Source organism: Streptomyces sp. NPDC059917 (assembly GCF_042730635.1).
Taxonomy (GTDB): domain Bacteria; phylum Actinomycetota; class Actinomycetes; order Streptomycetales; family Streptomycetaceae; genus Streptomyces.
Window position 1 is genome coordinate 1 of the sequence record NZ_JBHWLC010000123.1, and the last position, 17,093, is coordinate 17,093.

Below are 17,093 nucleotides of genomic sequence, written 5' to 3' on the forward strand. Positions count from 1 at the left end.
TCATCCACCGAAGTGGACGGGGTATCAACTTCTGGCGTTGATTTTTGGCACGCTGTTGAGTTCTCAAGGAACGGACGCTTCCTTTGTACTGACCCTCGCGGGCTTTCCTCCGGGCTTCGTTCTTCGTTTCCGACTCTATCAGACTCTTTCGTGTCCGATTCCCGGTCGAAGCGGGATCCTGCTTTTCACTTTCCAGGTCTTCGCTTTCGCGTTTCCCTTTCCTGCGGTTCCAACTCTACCAGATTCTTTTCCCGCTCCGTTTACCGGAGTTGAATTCGAATTCGGTGGCCGTTGGGGGCCTTTCCCTTTCGGGAGGTTCAGACCTTATCAGGTTTCCCTGGGCTGATTTACCCGCGCTCGTGGGTGTGCCCGGGCACGTGAGTGCTCGCAGGTTCCTTCGAGGCGGGAGACGTAAACGTACTGGAGCGGGGCCCCCGGATGCAAATCCGGTTGCCCCGCTCCAGTGAGGACGCTACGAGGTCGCTACGGAGAGCGTCAGACCTCGACCACGACGGGGAGGATCATCGGGCGGCGGCGGTAGCCGTCCGAGACCCACTTGCCCATGGTGCGGCGGATGAGCTGCTGGATCTGGTGCGGCTCCGCGACGCCGTCCGCCGCCGCGCGGGCGATGGACTCCTCGATCTTCGGCAGGACCGCGGCGAAGGCCGAGTCCTCGATGCCGGAGCCCCTGGCCTGGATGTTCGGGCCGCTCACGATCTTGCCCGTGGTGCTGTCGACCACGACGTAGACCGAGATGATGCCCTCGTCGCCGAGGATGCGGCGGTCCTTGAGGGAGGCCTCGGTGACGTCGCCGACCGAGAGGCCGTCGACGTACACGTAGCCGGCCTGGACCTTGCCCGTGATCTTGGCCTTGCCGTCGATGAGGTCGACGACCACGCCGTCCTCGGCGATGACGATGCGGTCCTTCGGGACGCCCGTCAGGGCGCCCAGCTCGGCGTTGGCGCGCAGGTGGCGCCATTCGCCGTGGACCGGCATGAGGTTCCGCGGCTTGCAGATGTTGTAGAAGTACAGCAGCTCGCCGGCCGAGGCGTGGCCCGAGACGTGCACCTTGGCGTTGCCCTTGTGGACGACGTTGGCGCCCCAGCGGGTCAGGCCGTTGATCACGCGGTAGACCGCGTTCTCGTTGCCCGGGATCAGCGACGACGCGAGGATCACGGTGTCGCCGGGGACGATCCGGATCTGGTGGTCGCGGTTGGCCATGCGGGACAGCGCGGCCATCGGCTCGCCCTGCGAACCGGTGCAGACCAGGACGACCTCGTGGGCCGGCAGGTCGTCGAGCGTCTTGACGTCCACGACGAGACCGGCCGGGACCCGCAGGTAGCCCAGGTCACGGGCGATGCCCATGTTGCGGACCATCGAGCGGCCGACGAAGGCGACCCGGCGGCCGTACTCGTGGGCGGCGTCGAGGATCTGCTGGATGCGGTGCACGTGGCTGGCGAAGCTCGCCACGATGATCCGGTTGTTGGCGCTCGCGAAGACCGACCGCAGGACGTTGGAGATCTCCCGCTCCGGCGGCACGAAGCCGGGGACCTCGGCGTTCGTCGAGTCCGAGAGGAGGAGGTCGATGCCCTCTTCGCTCAGTCGCGCGAAGGCGTGCAGGTCGGTGAGGCGGTTGTCCAGCGGCAGCTGGTCCATCTTGAAGTCACCGGTGCACACGACCATGCCGGCGCCGGTGCGGATGGCCACGGCCAGGGCGTCCGGGATGGAGTGGTTGACCGCGATGAATTCGCAGTCGAAGGGGCCGAGGTTCTCGCGCTCGCCTTCCTTCACCTCAAGGGTGTAGGGGCGGATGCGGTGCTCCTGGAGCTTCGCCTCGATGAGGGCCAGCGTCAGCTTGGAGCCGATCAGCGGGATGTCCGGCTTCTCCCGGAGGAGGAACGGGACGGCGCCGATGTGGTCCTCGTGGCCGTGCGTGAGGACGATGCCCTCGATGTCGTCGAGACGGTCCCGGATGGACGAGAAGTCCGGAAGGATCAGGTCGATGCCCGGCTGCTCCTCTTCGGGGAAGAGGACGCCGCAGTCGACGATCAGCAGACGACCGTCGAACTCGAAGACGGTCATGTTCCGGCCGATCTCACCGAGACCGCCCAGGGGGGTGACCCGGAGGCCGCCCTTGGCGAGCTTCGGCGGCGGGCCCAGTTCAGGGTGCGGATGGCTCAAAAGTATCTCCTCAACCACACACGCCACGTACCTACGAAGGCACGTGGCGGGCATGTCATTCGTGCACAGGTGCACTTGCTGTGTGTCTTGTGGGTGTTTCTGGTACTGCCTATTCAGTTGTGAAGTCTGTGGTGCCCGGCGTCGGGCCCGATGTCAGAGCTGTACCCCGCCGGCAGCAAGATCGATCTTGAGCTGGGCCGTCTCTTCGGCCGTCAGCTCGATCAGCGGCAGTCGCAGCGGGCCCGCGGGCAGGCCCTGGAGGTTCAGCGCGCCCTTGGTGGTGATGACGCCCTGCGTGCGGAACATGCCGGTGAAGACCGGGAGCAGCTTCTGGTGGATCTCGGTCGCCTTCTGCACGTCGCCGCCGAGGTAGGCCTCCAGCATGGAGCGCAGCTCGGGGGTGACCACGTGGCCGACGACGGAGACGAAACCGGCCGCGCCGACGGAGAGCAGGGGCAGGTTCAGCATGTCGTCGCCGGAGTACCAGGCCAGGCCGCTCTGCGCGATGGCCCAGCTGGCACGGCCCAGGTCACCCTTGGCGTCCTTGTTGGCGACGATACGCGGGTGCTCGGCGAGGCGCACGATGGTTTCGGTGTTGATCGGGACACCACTGCGACCGGGGATGTCGTAGAGCATGACCGGCAGCCCGGTGGCGTCGGCGATCGCCGTGAAGTGCCGGTAGAGGCCCTCCTGCGGCGGCTTGCTGTAGTACGGCGTGACCGCGAGCAGGCCGTGCGCGCCGGTGCGCTCGGCCTCGCGGGCCAGCTCGAGGGTGTGGGCGGTGTCGTTGGTGCCGATGCCGGCGACCACGTGGGCGCGGTCTCCGACCGCTTCGAGCACGGCTCGTACGAGGTCGTTTTTCTCCGCGTCGGTGGTGGTCGGGGACTCACCGGTGGTCCCGTTGATGATCAGGCCGTCGTTGCCTGCGTCCACCAGGTGGACGGCGAGCTGCTGCGCGCCGTCGAGGTCGAGTGCGCCATCCGCCGTGAACGGCGTGATCATGGCGGTGAGGACCCGCCCGAAGGGGGTCTGCGGAGTCGAGATCGGAGCCATGGGTAACACGCTACTCGCTGCCACGCTCGCGGTGTCCCCTCGGGGGACGTCAACAGGGGGGTGCCGACCCCTGGAGGCCGGGTGGTGTTGGATCCCGGCACTGCCTGCTCGGGGGTTCAAGCAGTGCCGGGTCCGTTTGATCAGCCTAGATGAACTTTGCGAAACGTCGCAATACGGACACTTCGGTCAAGTCTCCGTACATGCGTACGTGCCGGGCGCCGCACGGGATTCCGGCGTTACGGAGCCACACGGCCGTTGGTGTTGAAGGCCGCGTAGGTCAGGGGCATCAGGGTCGCCCAGTGCTCTTCCATCTTCTCGCCGACCATCTCGATCTCCCGCTGCGGGAAGGACGGGACCGCCGCCAGCTCGTGCTGGGTGCGCAGGCCGAGGAAGTGCATGAGCGAGCGCGCGTTGCAGGTGGCGTACATCGACGAGAAGAGGCCGACCGGCAGCACCGCGCGGGCCACCTCGCGGGCCACGCCCGCGGCGAGCATCTCCTGGTACGCCTCGTAGGCCTGGCGGTACGAGTCCTCCATGACGCGGCCGGTCAGCTCCTGCTGGTCCACCGTGCCGTCGACGAAGACGTACTTGCCCGGGCGGCCCTCCTGGACCAGCTTGCGCTCGGCGTCGGGCACGTAGAAGACCGGCTGGAGCTCCCTGTAGCGGCCCGATTCCTCGTTGTAGGACCAGCCCACGCGGTGCCGCATGAACTCGCGGAAGACGAAGATCGGGGCGCTGATGAAGAAGGTCATCGAGTTGTGCTCGAAGGGGCTGCCGTGGCGGTCCCGCATCAGGTAGTTGATCAGGCCCTTGGACCGCTCGGGGTCCTTCTGGAGCTCTTCGAGGGACTGCTCCCCGGCCGTGGAGACCCGGGCCGCCCACAGCACGTCGGAGTCCGCGGCGGAGTGCTTCACCAACTCCACCGTGACGTCACTGCGGAAGCTGGGTTTGAGGTCTGAAGCGGCGGTCTCGCTCACCGGGGGTCCTTCCAAAGGGCATCGCTTGGGGCGCGACCACTCTACGGCGCCGGGCACCGGTCCCCGGACCGGCGCACAGACCGTTCCACATCTGACTCCCAGCCATAAAGTTCCGCTAAATTGCCGAAATCCGGCACCGTTCGGCCCCGTTGTACGTCCTTACGAGTAGTGGTGGCCACCCGGGTCGCCACCCGGCCCCAAGGGCCCGATCGTGAGGAGAGTCGCTCCCATGTTCCGCCGGCGCGAACCCGTCCCGTTTGCCTTCGTCGCCGAGGCCGACCGTTTCCGCAGCAACGTCACCCCGCCGCCACGCGAGAGTCTCGGTTTCGGGCAGATCGCCGCCCGTAGTCTGGTCGGACTGACCGTGGTGGCGGGGCTCGTCGGCTCGTTGCTCTTCGGCATGCCCGCACTGCAGCCGCACAAGGCGCCCGAAAAGGCCCAGCAGTCCGAGGCCTCCGAAGGGCGTTGAGCCGTACCGACCCGTCCGGCCCCCCTGAGGTGGTCGGCCGTGATCGGACTGGGTAGCCTCACCGGCACTGCCCTACCGAATGTGCATGTGAGTGAGGATCAGCCGTGCCCCTGCCCTTCCTGACGGCCGAGCACCTCGACGGCGAGGACGATGCCGACGCGGCGCTCCCCCACGACGACCCCGACCGCTGGCGCCGGCCCTACCGGCCCGGCCCCTGGCGGGTGGCCATCGCGGCCGTACTGCTCCTGCTGGCCTCGTTCATGCTGCTCGCGACGATGATCATCGCGTTCGCGGGCGCATGGGCCGGCGCCGCCGTCTGTGCCGCCGCCGCCCTCGCGGTCATCGCGACCGCGCTGCGGATGCTGCGCGCGGGCGTCTGGGTGAGCCGTACGGGGCTGCGCCGGGTGTCCTTCTTCTCGACCCGCTCCATCCCCTGGTCCGAGGTCGGCGAGGTCCGCACGGTCCAGCAGCCGGTGCGCTGGCTCGGCCTGCCCCGCACCGTGCAGGGACAGGCGCTGACCGTGGCCGCGCGCGACGGGGCCCCGGCCCCGGTGCTGCTCACCGACCACAGCGCGGACTTCCTGGCCCGTGCCGAGGCCTTCGACCGTGCCGCGGGCGTCGTCGAGGCCTGGGCCGAGGAGTACCGGGCCGTGCCGGTCGGCTGATCGGGCGTCACCGGACGCACACGCCGCGCGGAGGGCCGTACAGGTATCAGACCTGTACGGCCTTTCCGTCGTGGAGGGCGATCGCCCGCTGCATGGCCTTGCGGGCCCGCGGGGTGTCGCGGGCGTCGTGGTAGGCCACCGCGAGGCGGAACCAGTTGCGCCAGTCCCCCGGAGCCCGCTCGGTCTCGGCCTTGCGGCGCGCGAAGACCTCGTCGGCCGAGTCCCGCAGGATCCGGCCGTACTCGTCCCGCTCCAACTCGTCCACGGGCAGCCCGCCCTCGGCCTCCAGCTCGGTGGAGAGCTGGTTGGCCCGGGTGACGAACCGCGTGTTCTTCCAGAGGAACCACACACCGACGACGGGCAGGACCAGCACCGACAGCCCGAGGGGGACGGTGATCCAGGTGCCCATGGACAGCAGGGTCACGCCCTGGCGGCCGGCCAGGACGAAGTAGAAGACCAGGACGGCGGCCGTGATGAAGTAGATGATCTTCGCGCGCATAAGGAGTGCTACTGCCTGCTCAGCCGAGGTCGAGGAAGTGTTCCAGGCCGAAGGTGAGGCCCGGGGTCTGCGTCACGCGGCGCGCGCCGAGCAGGATGCCCGGCATGAAGCTGCTGTGGTGCAGGGAGTCGTGGCGCAGGGTCAGGGTCTCGCCCTGACCGCCGAGCAGCACCTCCTGGTGGGCCAGCAGGCCCGCCAGGCGGATCGCGTGCACCCGGACGCCGTCCACGTCGGCGCCGCGGGCGCCGTCGAGCGCGGTGACCGTGGCGTCGGGCTGCGGGGCGCAGCCGGCTTCGGCGCGGGCCGCCGCGATCAGCTGCGCCGTGCGGGTCGCCGTGCCGGAGGGCGCGTCGACCTTGTTCGGGTGGTGCAGCTCGATGACCTCGACGGAGTCGAAGTAGCGCGCGGCCTGGGCCGCGAACTTCATCGTGAGCACCGCGCCGATGGAGAAGTTCGGGGCGATGAGCACACCGGTCCGCGGCGAACCGGAGAGCCAGGTGTTCAGCTGCGCGAGGCGGTCCTCGGTCCAGCCGGTCGTGCCGACGACCGCGTGCATGCCGTGGCGCACGCAGAAGTCGAGGTTGCCCATGACGGAGGCGGGGGTGGTCAGCTCGACCACGACCTCGGCGCCGACCTCGGCCAGCGTCTCCAGCTTGTCCCCGCGGGAGAGGGCGGCGACCAGTTCCATGTCCTCGGCGGCCTCGACGGCCCGGACGGCCTCGGAGCCGATCCGGCCCTTGGCACCGAGGACGGCCACGCGCAGCTTGCTCATGTCTTTCGCTTCCTTACGTCCGTGACGTCGTACGTTGCTACGCGACCGCTTCGTCGAGGCGCGCGGCCTGCTTCTCCTTCAGCGGGCCGATCACCGACAGCGACGGCCGCTGGGCCAGTACATCGTGCGCGACCGCGCGGACGTCGTCCGGGGTCACCTCGGCGATCCGGGCCAACATGTCGGAGACCGACATCTGGGTGCCCCAGCACAGCTCGCTCTTGCCGATGCGGTTCATGAGGGCGCCGGTGTCCTCCAGGCCGAGCACCGTGGAGCCGGAGAGCTGCCCGATGGCGCGGCGGATCTCCTCGTCGGTGAGCCCTTCGGTGGCGACCTTGTCCAGCTCGTCCCGGCAGATCCGCAGCACGTCGTGGACCTGGCTGGGGCGGCAGCCCGCGTAGACCCCGAAGAGGCCGGTGTCGGCGAAGCCGGAGGTGTACGAGTACACGCTGTAGGCCAGGCCGCGCTTCTCGCGGACCTCCTGGAAGAGGCGGGAGGACATCCCGCCGCCGAGGGCGGTGTTCAGCACGCCGAGCGCCCAGCGGCGCTCGTCGGTGCGGGCGAGTCCCGGCATCCCGAGGACCACGTGGGCCTGCTCGGTCTTGCGGTTGACCAGCTCGACCTGCCCGGCGACGCGGATCCGGCGGGTGCCGGTGCGCGGGCCGATGGGCTCCTGGCCGGTGCCGTCGAAGCCGGCGCGCTCGAAGGCGGCGCGGACCTGGCGGACGACCTTGGCGTGGTCGACGTTGCCCGCGGCGGCCACGACCAGGTGCGTCGGGTCGTAGTGCTTCTTGTAGAAGCGGCGGATCCGGTCGGCGGTCAGCGCGTTGATCGTGTCGACGGTGCCGAGGACGGGACGGCCCAGCGGGGTGTCGCCCAGCATGGTGTGCGCGAACAGGTCGTGCACGCAGTCGCCCGGGTCGTCCTCGGTCATCGCGATCTCTTCGAGGATGACGCCGCGCTCGGCGTCGACGTCCTCCTCGCGGATCAGCGAGCCGGTGAGCATGTCGCACACCGTGTCGATGGCGAGCGGCAGGTCCGTGTCGAGCACCCGTGCGTAGTAGCAGGTGTACTCCTTCGCCGTGAAGGCGTTCATCTCTCCGCCGACCGCGTCGATCGAGGAGGAGATGTCGAGGGCGCTGCGCTTCTTGGTGCCCTTGAAGAGGAGGTGCTCCAGGTAATGGGTGGCGCCGTTCAGCGTGGGGGTCTCGTCGCGGGATCCGACGTGGGCCCAGATGCCGAAGGTCGCCGAGCGCACGGACGGCAGCGTCTCGGTGACGATGCGCAGTCCGTTCGGCAGGGTCGTGCGGCGGACCGTGCCGATCCCGTTCTCGCCGGGGAGCAGGGTTTGGGTACGGGCGACGGCCCGCACCTCGGAAGAGGTGCGGGCCGTCACTCGGGAACTACGCGACATCACTTGTCGGAGTCGTCCTTGTCAGCGTCGGCGTCGGCCGCTTCGCCGTCGATCACGGGGATCAGCGACAGCTTGCCACGGGAGTCGATCTCGGCGATCTCGACCTGGACCTTGGTGCCGACCGCGAGCACGTCCTCGACGTTCTCCACGCGCTTGCCACCGGCGAGCTTGCGGATCTGCGAGATGTGCAGGAGGCCGTCCTTGCCGGGCATGAGGGAGACGAAGGCACCGAAGGTGGTGGTCTTGACGACCGTACCCAGGTAGCGCTCGCCGACCTCCGGCATGGTCGGGTTGGCGATCTGGTTGATCGTGGCGCGGGCGGCCTCGGCGGCCGGACCGTCGGAGGCGCCGATGTAGATGGTGCCGTCGTCCTCGATCGTGATCTCGGCGCCGGTGTCCTCCTGGATCTGGTTGATCATCTTGCCCTTGGGGCCGATGACCTCACCGATCTTGTCCACGGGGATCTTGACCGTGATGATCCGCGGGGCGTTGGGGGACATCTCGTCCGGCGTGTCGATCGCTTCCATCATCACGTCGAGGATGTGGAGGCGGGCGTCGCGGGCCTGGGTGAGGGCCGCGGCCAGGACGGAGGCCGGGATGCCGTCCAGCTTGGTGTCCAGCTGGAGGGCGGTCACGAACTCCTTGGTGCCGGCGACCTTGAAGTCCATGTCGCCGAAGGCGTCCTCCGCACCGAGGATGTCGGTGAGGGCGACGTAGTGCGTCTTGCCGTCGATCTCCTGGGAGATCAGACCCATGGCGATGCCGGCGACGGGGGCCTTGAGCGGCACACCGGCGTTCAGCAGCGACATGGTGGAGGCGCAGACGGAGCCCATGGAGGTCGAGCCGTTGGAGCCGAGGGCCTCGGACACCTGACGGATCGCGTAGGGGAACTCCTCGCGGGTCGGCAGGACCGGCACGATCGCGCGCTCGGCGAGCGCGCCGTGGCCGATCTCGCGGCGCTTGGGCGAACCCACGCGACCCGTCTCGCCGACCGAGTACGGCGGGAAGTTGTAGTTGTGCATGTAGCGCTTGCGGGTCACCGGGGAGAGGGTGTCCAGCTGCTGCTCCATGCGGAGCATGTTGAGGGTGGTGACGCCCAGGATCTGGGTCTCGCCACGCTCGAACAGCGCCGAGCCGTGCACGCGCGGGATGGCCTCGACCTCGGCGGCGAGGGTACGGATGTCCGTGAGCCCGCGGCCGTCGATGCGGACCTTGTCCTTGATGACGCGCTCGCGGACCAGGGCCTTGGTCAGGCTGCGGTACGCGCCCGAGATCTCCTTCTCGCGGCCTTCGAAGGCCGGGAGGAGCTTCGCGGCGGCGATCTCCTTGATGCGGTCCAGCTCGGCCTCGCGGTCCTGCTTGCCCGCGATGGTCAGCGCCTTGGTGAGGTCGCCCTTGACCGCGGCCGCGAGGGCCTCGTAGACGTCGTCCTGGTAGTCCAGGAAGACCGGGAAATCGCCGGTGGGCTTGGCGGCCTTCGACGCGAGGTCGGCCTGCGCCTTGCAGAGGACCTTGATGAAGGGCTTCGCGGCGTCCAGACCGGCGGCGACGACCTCTTCGGTGGGGGCCTCGGCGCCGCCCTTGACCAGGGCGATGGTCTTCTCGGTGGCCTCGGCCTCGACCATCATGATCGCGACGTCACCGTCGTCGAGCACGCGACCGGCGACGACCATGTCGAAGACGGCGTCCTCGAGCTCGGTGTGCGTCGGGAAGGCGACCCACTGGCCACGGATCAGCGCGACGCGGACGCCGCCGATCGGGCCGGAGAAGGGCAGACCGGCCAGCTGGGTGGACGCGGACGCGGCGTTGATCGCGATGACGTCGTACAGGTGGTCCGGGTTGAGCGCCATGATCGTGGCGACGACCTGGATCTCGTTGCGCAGGCCCTTCTTGAAGGAAGGACGCAGCGGGCGGTCGATCAGGCGGCAGGTGAGGATCGCGTCCTCGGAGGGCCGGCCCTCACGACGGAAGAAGGAGCCGGGGATCTTGCCGGCCGCGTACTGCCGCTCCTCGACGTCCACCGTCAGGGGGAAGAAGTCGAGCTGGTCCTTGGGCTTCTTCGACGCGGTGGTGGCGGACAGCACCATCGTGTCGTCGTCCAGGTAGGCAACGGCGGAGCCGGCGGCCTGGCGGGCCAGACGGCCCGTCTCGAAGCGGATGGTGCGGGTGCCGAAGGAACCGTTGTCAATGACGGCCTCGGCGTAGTGGGTCTCGTTCTCCACTAGCGTTTTCTCCATTTTCGTCGTCTCCCGTCCTCCGCCCGTGTGGCGGGGGACGGTTTTCGGAGAAGCGCTCCTTGCGTGCGGGCCGGTCTTCGATCGAAGCATCCGGTTCGTGGCCCGGCATTCGGGCCTTCCGGGTGCCACTACCGAGGACCGGCGGCGTAGGGAGGGCGCTCCTCCTCTTCTGTTGTGCTGCGAACCAGACTACAAAGCGTCCGGTACGTCCCGCACGTACAGCAAAGGGAGCGGTCCCCTAATCGTGGGAACCGCTCCCTTCACGGCGTTCTTACTTGGCGCCCGCGGCACCGCGGCGGATGCCGAGGCGCTCGACCAGGATGCGGAAGCGCGCGATGTCCTTCTTGGCCAGGTACTGCAGCAGGCGGCGGCGCTGGCCGACCAGGATCAGCAGGCCACGACGCGAGTGGTGGTCGTGCTTGTGGGCCTTCAGGTGCTCGGTCAGGTCCGAGATGCGGCGGGAGAGCATCGCGACCTGCACCTCGGGGGAGCCGGTGTCGCCCTCCTTGGTGCCGAACTCGGTCATGATCTGCTTCTTCGTAGCGGCGTCGAGCGGCACGCGTACTCCTCGTGATAGGTCTTCGTAGCCACCGAGTGCCCCAGGTCGAATTCTCTGGGGAGCTTCCGTAACTCGGGAGGCGGGGTCCGTTGGGCGCAGTTCTCAGAGGCTTCGCGAGAAGGCTCCGGGAGCGCGTACACAAACGGCCGTCACCCACAGTACCAGGCCGCCGGAGCGGTCCGTCTCAGCTGGTGAGCGAGCGGGCCGCGGTGTAGACGTCGAGGACGGCCAGGCAGAGCGGGACCAGGCTGAGCAGTACGGCGGCCTCGGTGAGGTCGAGGAGTCGACCCCAGAAGGGTGACAGGCCCTTGCTCGGGATGACCAGCGCGATCATGGCGAGCAGCGCGGCGCCCGCGGCGACGGCGGCCGAGAGCCAGATCGTACGGATGTCCAGGCCGCCGTGCTCCCCGTACTTGTACAGGTCGTCCAGCAGCGCGGTCGGCGGGTTCAGGGCCAGCCCGAGGACGAGCAGGGCGATGGCGGCGAGCCCGGCGGTCAGGGCGCACACCACCTGCGAGGTGTAACGGAAGAGGCGGGCGCGCAGCAGCATGGCCAGTCCGGCGCCCAGGGCGAGCAGCTGGCCCCACAGGTCGTGGGAGAAGCCGAGCACGGCGGCGGAGCCGACGACGACCGCGGCGCAGCCGCCGACCAGGCCGAGCAGCATCTCGTGGCCGCGGCGGGCCTGGGCGGCGATCAGCTCGGCGTCCAGGGGGGCGCCCTGTTCGGAGGGGTCCGAGGAGGGGTCGCCGTAGGGCTCGCCCTCGTAGCGGTCCGGGGTCTCGTAATCCTCCACGGAGCTCTGCGGGGCGGCGTAGCCGATGGGCAGCCGGGCGAAGCGCGCGGAGAGGCCGGGGAGGAAGGCGACCAGGGCGATGGCGGTGGGGGCGCAGACGGAGGCGGTCGCGGTCGCGGAGGCCTCGGTGAGGATCGCGACGAAGGTGGCGATCGTGCCGGTGGCGCCGAGGAAGGTGGCCGCGACGAAGGGGGCGTCGCCGCTGGGGGTGAGGGCGGCCAGGGCGACCGAGGCGACCAGGACGACGACGCAGCCCAGCAGGAACTGGAGCCGGCCGGGTCCTTGGCCCGGGTCGGGCCCGATGATCCCGGAGCCCGCGATCAGCAGGAGCGGGAGGGCGCCGAGGCCGAGGGCGACGGCGGAGCCGCGGTCGCGGTAGACCCGGGCGCGCAGACCGGCGGCCGCGGTGAGCAGCAGGCCGAGGGTGCCGGCGATGATGCCGGGCAGGCCGTGCATGTCGTGGCGGACGGGGTCGGCGTACCAGAGGACGAAGCCGATCAGGACGAGCAGCAGGACGGCGCCGGCCAGGCCCGCGCCGCGCAGCATGTCGTCGCTCCAGCGGTGCCGGTCGCGGACCACGGCCGAGGCGACGGCGTCGGAGACGTCGTCGAAGACGGCGGGCGGCAGCGATTCCGCGAAGGGGCGCAGGCTCAGCACTTCGCCGTCGAGCACCTGCTGGCCGGCCAGGGTGCGGGCGCCGTCGAGGACGGTGCCGTCGCGGCGCACCAGGTGGTAGCCGGTGGGGGCGCCGACGGGCTGGGTCTGGCCGGTGAGGCGGAGCAGCTCGGGATAGACGTCGGCGACGGCGATGTCCTCGGGGAGGGCGACGTCGATGCGGCTGTCCGGGGCCACGACGGTGACCCTGCAGAAACCCGTCGTTGCGGCCGTACTCACCTGTGTGACCCCCTGGTTGGCGGACTCGTCCGGCGCGACGCCGACACCTGCCGCACTGCGGATTCGCGGATGCGCATGCTGCGCGCGGCCACCCTACCGGGCATAAGGCGGACTGTCGGCAAGTAGGATCACCTCCCGCGCGGAGGACACCCGCTCCGCACCCGGGACTTGGGGGCGCCGGTATCGACGTCCCGTCCGTTTTCGAGGGATTGATGCTCCGGTGAGCCAGATCGTCGTCAAACGCCCGCCACGGTCGCTGCCGCCCGAAGTACCTTCGGACGAACTGCACCTGGAGCCTCCGCCGGAGCTGCCGCGCGGGCAGCAGGAAGGCATGGCGATGCAGCTCCTGCCGATGCTCGGCATGGGCTCTTCCGTCGTGTTCTTCTTCATGCCGAACGTGCCGTCGTTCATGCGCATCATGGGTGTGCTGATGCTGGTGTCGACGGTGGGCATGGTCATCGCGCAGATCATGCGCTACCGGCGCGGTACGCAGGGGCAAATGGCCGACGTGCGCCGCGACTACCTCAAGTACCTCGCGCAGACGCGGCGCCAGGTGCGGCGGACCGCGCGCGCGCAGCGCGACGCGCAGCTGTACCTGCACCCGGCCCCCGAGCAGCTGTGGTCGGTGGTGGCCGAGGGCTCGCGGCTGTGGGAGCGGCGGGTCGGCGACGAGGACTTCGGTCAGGCCCGGCTGGGCCTGGGCGCGCAGCGGCTGGCGACGCCGCTGGTGGCGCCGGACACGGCGCCGGTGGACGAGCTGGAGCCGCTGACGGCGGGCGCGATGCAGCGCTTCCTCAAGGTGCACTCCTCGCTGGACGGGCTGCCGGTGGCGGTGTCGGTGCGGGCGTTCTACCACGTGACGGTGTCCGGCGAGCCGGAGGCGGCGCGGGGCACGGCGCGGGCGCTGGTGGCCCAGCTGGCGACGCTGCACTCCCCCGAGGACCTGATGGTGGCCGTGGTGGCCGCGCCGGGTGCGGTGCCGGTGTGGGACTGGACGAAGTGGCTGCCGCACACGCAGGTGCCCGGTCAGGTGGACGGGGCCGGCACGAAGCGGTTGTTCGGCGACGACCTGGGTGAGATCGAGGAGCTCCTCGCGGCGCGGTTGGACGGGCGGCCGCGGTTCAGCCGGGACGTGCAGCCGGTGCTGGACCAGCCGCACATCGTGGTGGTGCTCGACGGCGGGATGGTGCCGCCGGATTCGGTGTTCGCGGCGGCCGAGGGGTTGCAGGGGATCACCATCGTCGAGGTGGTCCCGGGCGAGCTGGACGAGCCGCGCGGCGGGCTGTCCGTCGTGGTGCGGCCCGGTCGGCTGCGGCTGGAGTCGGGTGCGGGCATCGCGTACGAGGGCGTGCCGGACGTCCTGTCGCTGCCTGCGGCCGAGGCGTTGGCGCGCCAGCTGGCGCCGCTGCGCACGGGCGGCGGGGACGACGACGAGCCGCTGCTCGCCAACCTGGACTTCACCGACCTGTTGAACCTGGGCGACGCGGGCTCGATCGACGTGGCGCGGACCTGGCGGCCGCGCTCCGCCGGTGAGCGGCTGCGCGTGCCGATCGGGGTCGGCGAGGGCGGCGCCCCGGTGATGCTGGACCTCAAGGAGGCGGCGCAGGAGGGCATGGGGCCGCACGGCCTGTGCGTCGGCGCGACCGGTTCCGGCAAGTCGGAGCTGCTGCGCACGCTGGTGCTGGGCCTGGCGGTCACGCACACCTCGGAGACGCTGAACTTCGTGCTCGCGGACTTCAAGGGCGGTGCGACCTTCACGGGCATGTCGCAGATGCCGCACGTGGCGGCGGTCATCACCAACCTGGCCGACGACCTGACCCTCGTGGACCGCATGGGCGACTCGATCCGCGGCGAGCTCCAGCGGCGCCAGGAGCTGCTGCGGTCGGCGGGCAACTACGCCAACATGCACGACTACGAGAAGGCGCGGGCGGCGGGCGCGCCGCTGGAGCCGCTGGCCGCGCTGGTCCTCGTCATCGACGAGTTCAGCGAACTCCTCACGGCGAAGCCCGACTTCATCGACATGTTCATCCAGATCGGCCGGATCGGCCGGTCGCTGGGCGTGCACCTGCTGCTGGCCTCGCAGCGGTTGGAGGAGGGCAAGCTCCGCGGCCTGGACACCTACCTCTCCTACCGGATCGGTCTGCGGACCTTCTCGGCGGCGGAGTCGCGGACGGCGATCGGCGTGCCGGACGCCTACCACCTGCCGTCGGTGCCCGGTTCGGGCTACCTGAAGTTCGGCACGGACGAGATGACCCGCTTCAAGGCGGCGTACGTCTCGGGCACCTACCGCTCGGGCGGCCCGGACCTGTCGGTGGGCCGGTTCCCGCTGGAGCGGCGGCCCGCGCTGTTCACGGCGACGCCGGTGCCGGTGGTGTACGCGGCGCCGGACCCGGCGTACCTGGCGGCGCAGGCGGCACGCGCGGACGACGCGCTCGCGGACACGGTGCTCGACGTGATCGTGGCGCGGCTGGAGGGCCAGGGCGTGCCGGCGCACCAGGTGTGGTTGCCGCCGCTCGACCAGGCGCCGCCGCTGGACCAGCTGCTGCCCGCGCTGGCCGCCACGGCGGAGCGCGGACTGCACGCGGAGGGGTACACGCGGCCCGGTGGGCTCGTCGTGCCGCTCGGCCTGATCGACAAGCCCTTCGAGCAGCGGCGCGAGGTGCTCTACCGGGACTTCTCGGGAGCCGCCGGTCACCTGCTGATCGTCGGTGGTCCGCAGTCGGGCAAGTCGACGCTGATGCGGACGCTGGTGTCCTCCTTCGCGCTCACGCACACCCCCCGCGAGGTGCAGATCTACGGTCTGGACTTCGGCGGCGGCGGTTTCTCCGCGGTGCAGGACCTGCCGCACGTCGGCGGGATCGCCTCGCGGCTGGACCCGGAGCGGGTGCGGCGCACGGTCGCGGAGGTGGCGGGCGTGCTGAACCGGCGCGAGGAGTTCTTCCGCGCGCACGCGATCGATTCGATCGGGACCTACCGGCGCCGGCGGGCCTCGGGCGACCTGGCGGAGGAGGCGTTCGGCGACGTCTTCCTGTTGATCGACGGCTGGGGCCAGTTCAAGAACGACTACGAGCACCTGGAGCCGGTGGTCGCGGACATCGCGGCGCGCGGGCTGGGCTACGGCATCCACGTGGTGCTGACCGCCTCCCGGTACATGGAGGTGCGCGCGGCGCTCAAGGACCAGATCCTGGGGCGCCTGGAGCTGCGCCTCGGTGACGTCATGGACTCCGAGTTCGACCGCAAGGTCGCGGCGAACGTGCCGCAGGGCGCGCCGGGCCGGGGCCAGGTTCCGGAGAAGCTGCACTTCATGTCGGCGCTGCCGCGGGTGGACGGGCAGGCGGGTCCGGACGGGATGTCGGACGCGACCGCCGCGTTCGTGGAGTCCGTGCGCACGGGCTGGTCGGGGCCGGGGGCGCCGGCGGTGCGGCTGCTGCCGCGCAAGCTGCCCGCGGACCGGCTGCCGAAGGGCTTCGAGCACCCGGAGCACGGCATCGCGATCGGCATCGACGAGACCAACCTGGAACCGGTCTTCATCGACTTCGAGACCGATCCGTTCTTCCTGATCTTCGGTGAGAGCGAGTCGGGCAAGACGGCGCTGCTGCGGCTGATCGCGAAGCAGATCAGCGAGCGCTACACGCCGGAGCAGGCGCGGATCGTGGTCGGTGACTACCGGCGCACCCTGCTGGAGGCGGTGCCGTCCTCGCACCTGTTGGAGTACGCGCCGATGGCCTCGGCCATGCAGATGCACATGGAGGCGATCGCGACGGTCATGGGCAAGCGCGCCCCGGGGCCGGACATCACTCCGCAGCAGCTGCGCGACCGGAGCTGGTGGACCGGGCCGGAGCTGTTCGTGATCATCGACGACTACGAGCTGGTGTCGACGAACGCCTCGAACCCGCTGTCGCAGCTGGTGGAGAACCTGCCGTTCGCGCGGGACGTGGGCATCCGCTTCATCGTGGCCCGCTCCTCGGCGGGTGCGTCGCGGGGTGCGTACGAGCCGTTCATGCAGCGGGTCAAGGAGTTGGGCGCGCAGGGCCTGATCCTGTCCGGCGACCGCAACGAGGGCGACATCCTGGGCAACGTCCGGGCCCGCCCGATGCCCCCGGGGCGCGGCACCTTCGTCTCCCGCAAGCGCGGCACCCCGCTGATCCAGGCGGGCTGGCTGGCGGACCGTTAGCACAGGGCGGTGCGGGTGGTCCAGTACCGCTGACGGGCGGGGCGGGCGCACGTACGATGCGGGGAGTGGCCGCGCAGTGACCACCCGCACCGCCGAGAGGAATTCGTGCCGATGGCTGACGCACACGAGAAGGACGCGCTGTACGCCCTGGACATTTCGGGGGTGGAGTGGATCAGCGCTCCGGGCACCGAGGAGCACGAGGAGCGGGTCGAGATCGCGCACCTGCCCGAGGGGGCGGTGGCGATGCGGTCCTCGCTGGATCCGGAGACGGTGCTGCGCTACACCGAGGCGGAGTGGACCGCCTTCGTGCTCGGCGCGCGCGACGGGGAGTTCGACCTCCGCTAGGCGCCCGGCTCCGGACGGTCGCACACGCACGAGAGGGGCCTGCCCAAGGTCCCGCGCAACTTCC

14 protein-coding genes are annotated in these 17,093 nt (G+C 70.1%); 5 read left to right on the forward strand and 9 right to left on the reverse strand.

Annotated features, from left to right (window positions below; all coding sequences use genetic code 11):
• A partial coding sequence (locus tag ACFWAR_RS37145) for a hypothetical protein (protein WP_385787460.1) occupies positions 1-346 on the forward strand: 346 nt, incomplete at its 5' end.
• 149 nt (positions 347-495) lie between these two features.
• Here the strand turns inward: ACFWAR_RS37145 and ACFWAR_RS37150 are convergent.
• From ACFWAR_RS37150 to thyX, 3 genes are all read right to left on the reverse strand, one after another.
• Positions 496-2,181, reverse strand: a complete 1,686-nt coding sequence (locus tag ACFWAR_RS37150; RefSeq protein ID WP_385787463.1) for a ribonuclease J — start codon at positions 2,179-2,181, stop codon at positions 496-498.
• Between the two features lie 153 nt (positions 2,182-2,334).
• Positions 2,335-3,234, reverse strand: a complete 900-nt coding sequence (gene dapA / locus ACFWAR_RS37155; protein ID WP_385787465.1) for a 4-hydroxy-tetrahydrodipicolinate synthase — start codon at positions 3,232-3,234, stop codon at positions 2,335-2,337.
• Positions 3,235-3,470: 236 nt separating this feature from the next.
• The gene (gene thyX / locus ACFWAR_RS37160) at positions 3,471-4,211 is read right to left on the reverse strand and encodes an FAD-dependent thymidylate synthase (protein WP_385787467.1); all 741 of its coding nucleotides are present in this window, start codon (positions 4,209-4,211) and stop codon (positions 3,471-3,473) included.
• Positions 4,212-4,440: 229 nt separating this feature from the next.
• Here thyX and ACFWAR_RS37165 point away from each other — a divergent pair, with 229 nt between their 5' ends.
• Together ACFWAR_RS37165 and ACFWAR_RS37170 are read left to right on the forward strand one after the other, a co-directional pair.
• Complete coding sequence (locus ACFWAR_RS37165) at positions 4,441-4,680, forward strand: hypothetical protein (protein WP_385787470.1); 240 nt, start codon at positions 4,441-4,443, stop codon at positions 4,678-4,680.
• A gap of 104 nt (positions 4,681-4,784) precedes the next feature.
• Positions 4,785-5,345: a PH domain-containing protein gene (locus ACFWAR_RS37170; RefSeq protein WP_385787473.1), complete on the forward strand. Its 561-nt coding sequence runs from the start codon at positions 4,785-4,787 to the stop codon at positions 5,343-5,345.
• Between the two features lie 46 nt (positions 5,346-5,391).
• Here the strand turns inward: ACFWAR_RS37170 and ACFWAR_RS37175 are convergent, their stop codons facing one another.
• The 6 genes from ACFWAR_RS37175 to eccD all read right to left on the reverse strand — a co-directional run bounded on the left by ACFWAR_RS37175 (position 5,392) and on the right by eccD (position 12,510).
• Positions 5,392-5,844, reverse strand: a complete 453-nt coding sequence (locus tag ACFWAR_RS37175) for a hypothetical protein (protein WP_354383799.1) — start codon at positions 5,842-5,844, stop codon at positions 5,392-5,394.
• A 19-nt stretch (positions 5,845-5,863) separates the two neighbouring features.
• On the reverse strand, positions 5,864-6,616 hold the full coding sequence (gene dapB, locus ACFWAR_RS37180) for a 4-hydroxy-tetrahydrodipicolinate reductase (protein ID WP_354383798.1): 753 nt from the start codon (positions 6,614-6,616) through the stop codon (positions 5,864-5,866).
• Between the two features lie 37 nt (positions 6,617-6,653).
• Complete coding sequence (locus tag ACFWAR_RS37185; protein ID WP_385787477.1) at positions 6,654-8,030, reverse strand: M16 family metallopeptidase; 1,377 nt, start codon at positions 8,028-8,030, stop codon at positions 6,654-6,656.
• Entirely contained in the window at positions 8,027-10,249 is a 2,223-nt protein-coding gene (locus ACFWAR_RS37190) for a polyribonucleotide nucleotidyltransferase (protein WP_385787487.1), read from the reverse strand. The genes ACFWAR_RS37185 and ACFWAR_RS37190 overlap by 4 nt, the downstream gene beginning before the upstream one ends.
• A 286-nt stretch (positions 10,250-10,535) precedes the next feature.
• Positions 10,536-10,823, reverse strand: a complete 288-nt coding sequence (gene rpsO / locus ACFWAR_RS37195) for a 30S ribosomal protein S15 (RefSeq protein ID WP_330332947.1) — start codon at positions 10,821-10,823, stop codon at positions 10,536-10,538.
• 184 nt (positions 10,824-11,007) lie between these two features.
• Positions 11,008-12,510, reverse strand: coding sequence for a type VII secretion integral membrane protein EccD (gene eccD, locus ACFWAR_RS37200; RefSeq protein ID WP_385787481.1), 1,503 nt, complete (start codon positions 12,508-12,510; stop codon positions 11,008-11,010).
• Between the two features lie 220 nt (positions 12,511-12,730).
• Here eccD and eccCa point away from each other — a divergent pair, with 220 nt between their 5' ends.
• Both eccCa and ACFWAR_RS37210 read left to right on the forward strand, forming a co-directional pair.
• Positions 12,731-16,684 (forward strand): type VII secretion protein EccCa, encoded by a 3,954-nt coding sequence (gene eccCa, locus ACFWAR_RS37205; RefSeq protein WP_385787484.1) that lies wholly within the window; start codon positions 12,731-12,733, stop codon positions 16,682-16,684.
• A 111-nt stretch (positions 16,685-16,795) separates the two neighbouring features.
• Positions 16,796-17,029, forward strand: a complete 234-nt coding sequence (locus ACFWAR_RS37210; RefSeq protein ID WP_354383794.1) for a DUF397 domain-containing protein — start codon at positions 16,796-16,798, stop codon at positions 17,027-17,029.
• The last annotated feature ends 64 nt before the right edge of the window (positions 17,030-17,093 follow it).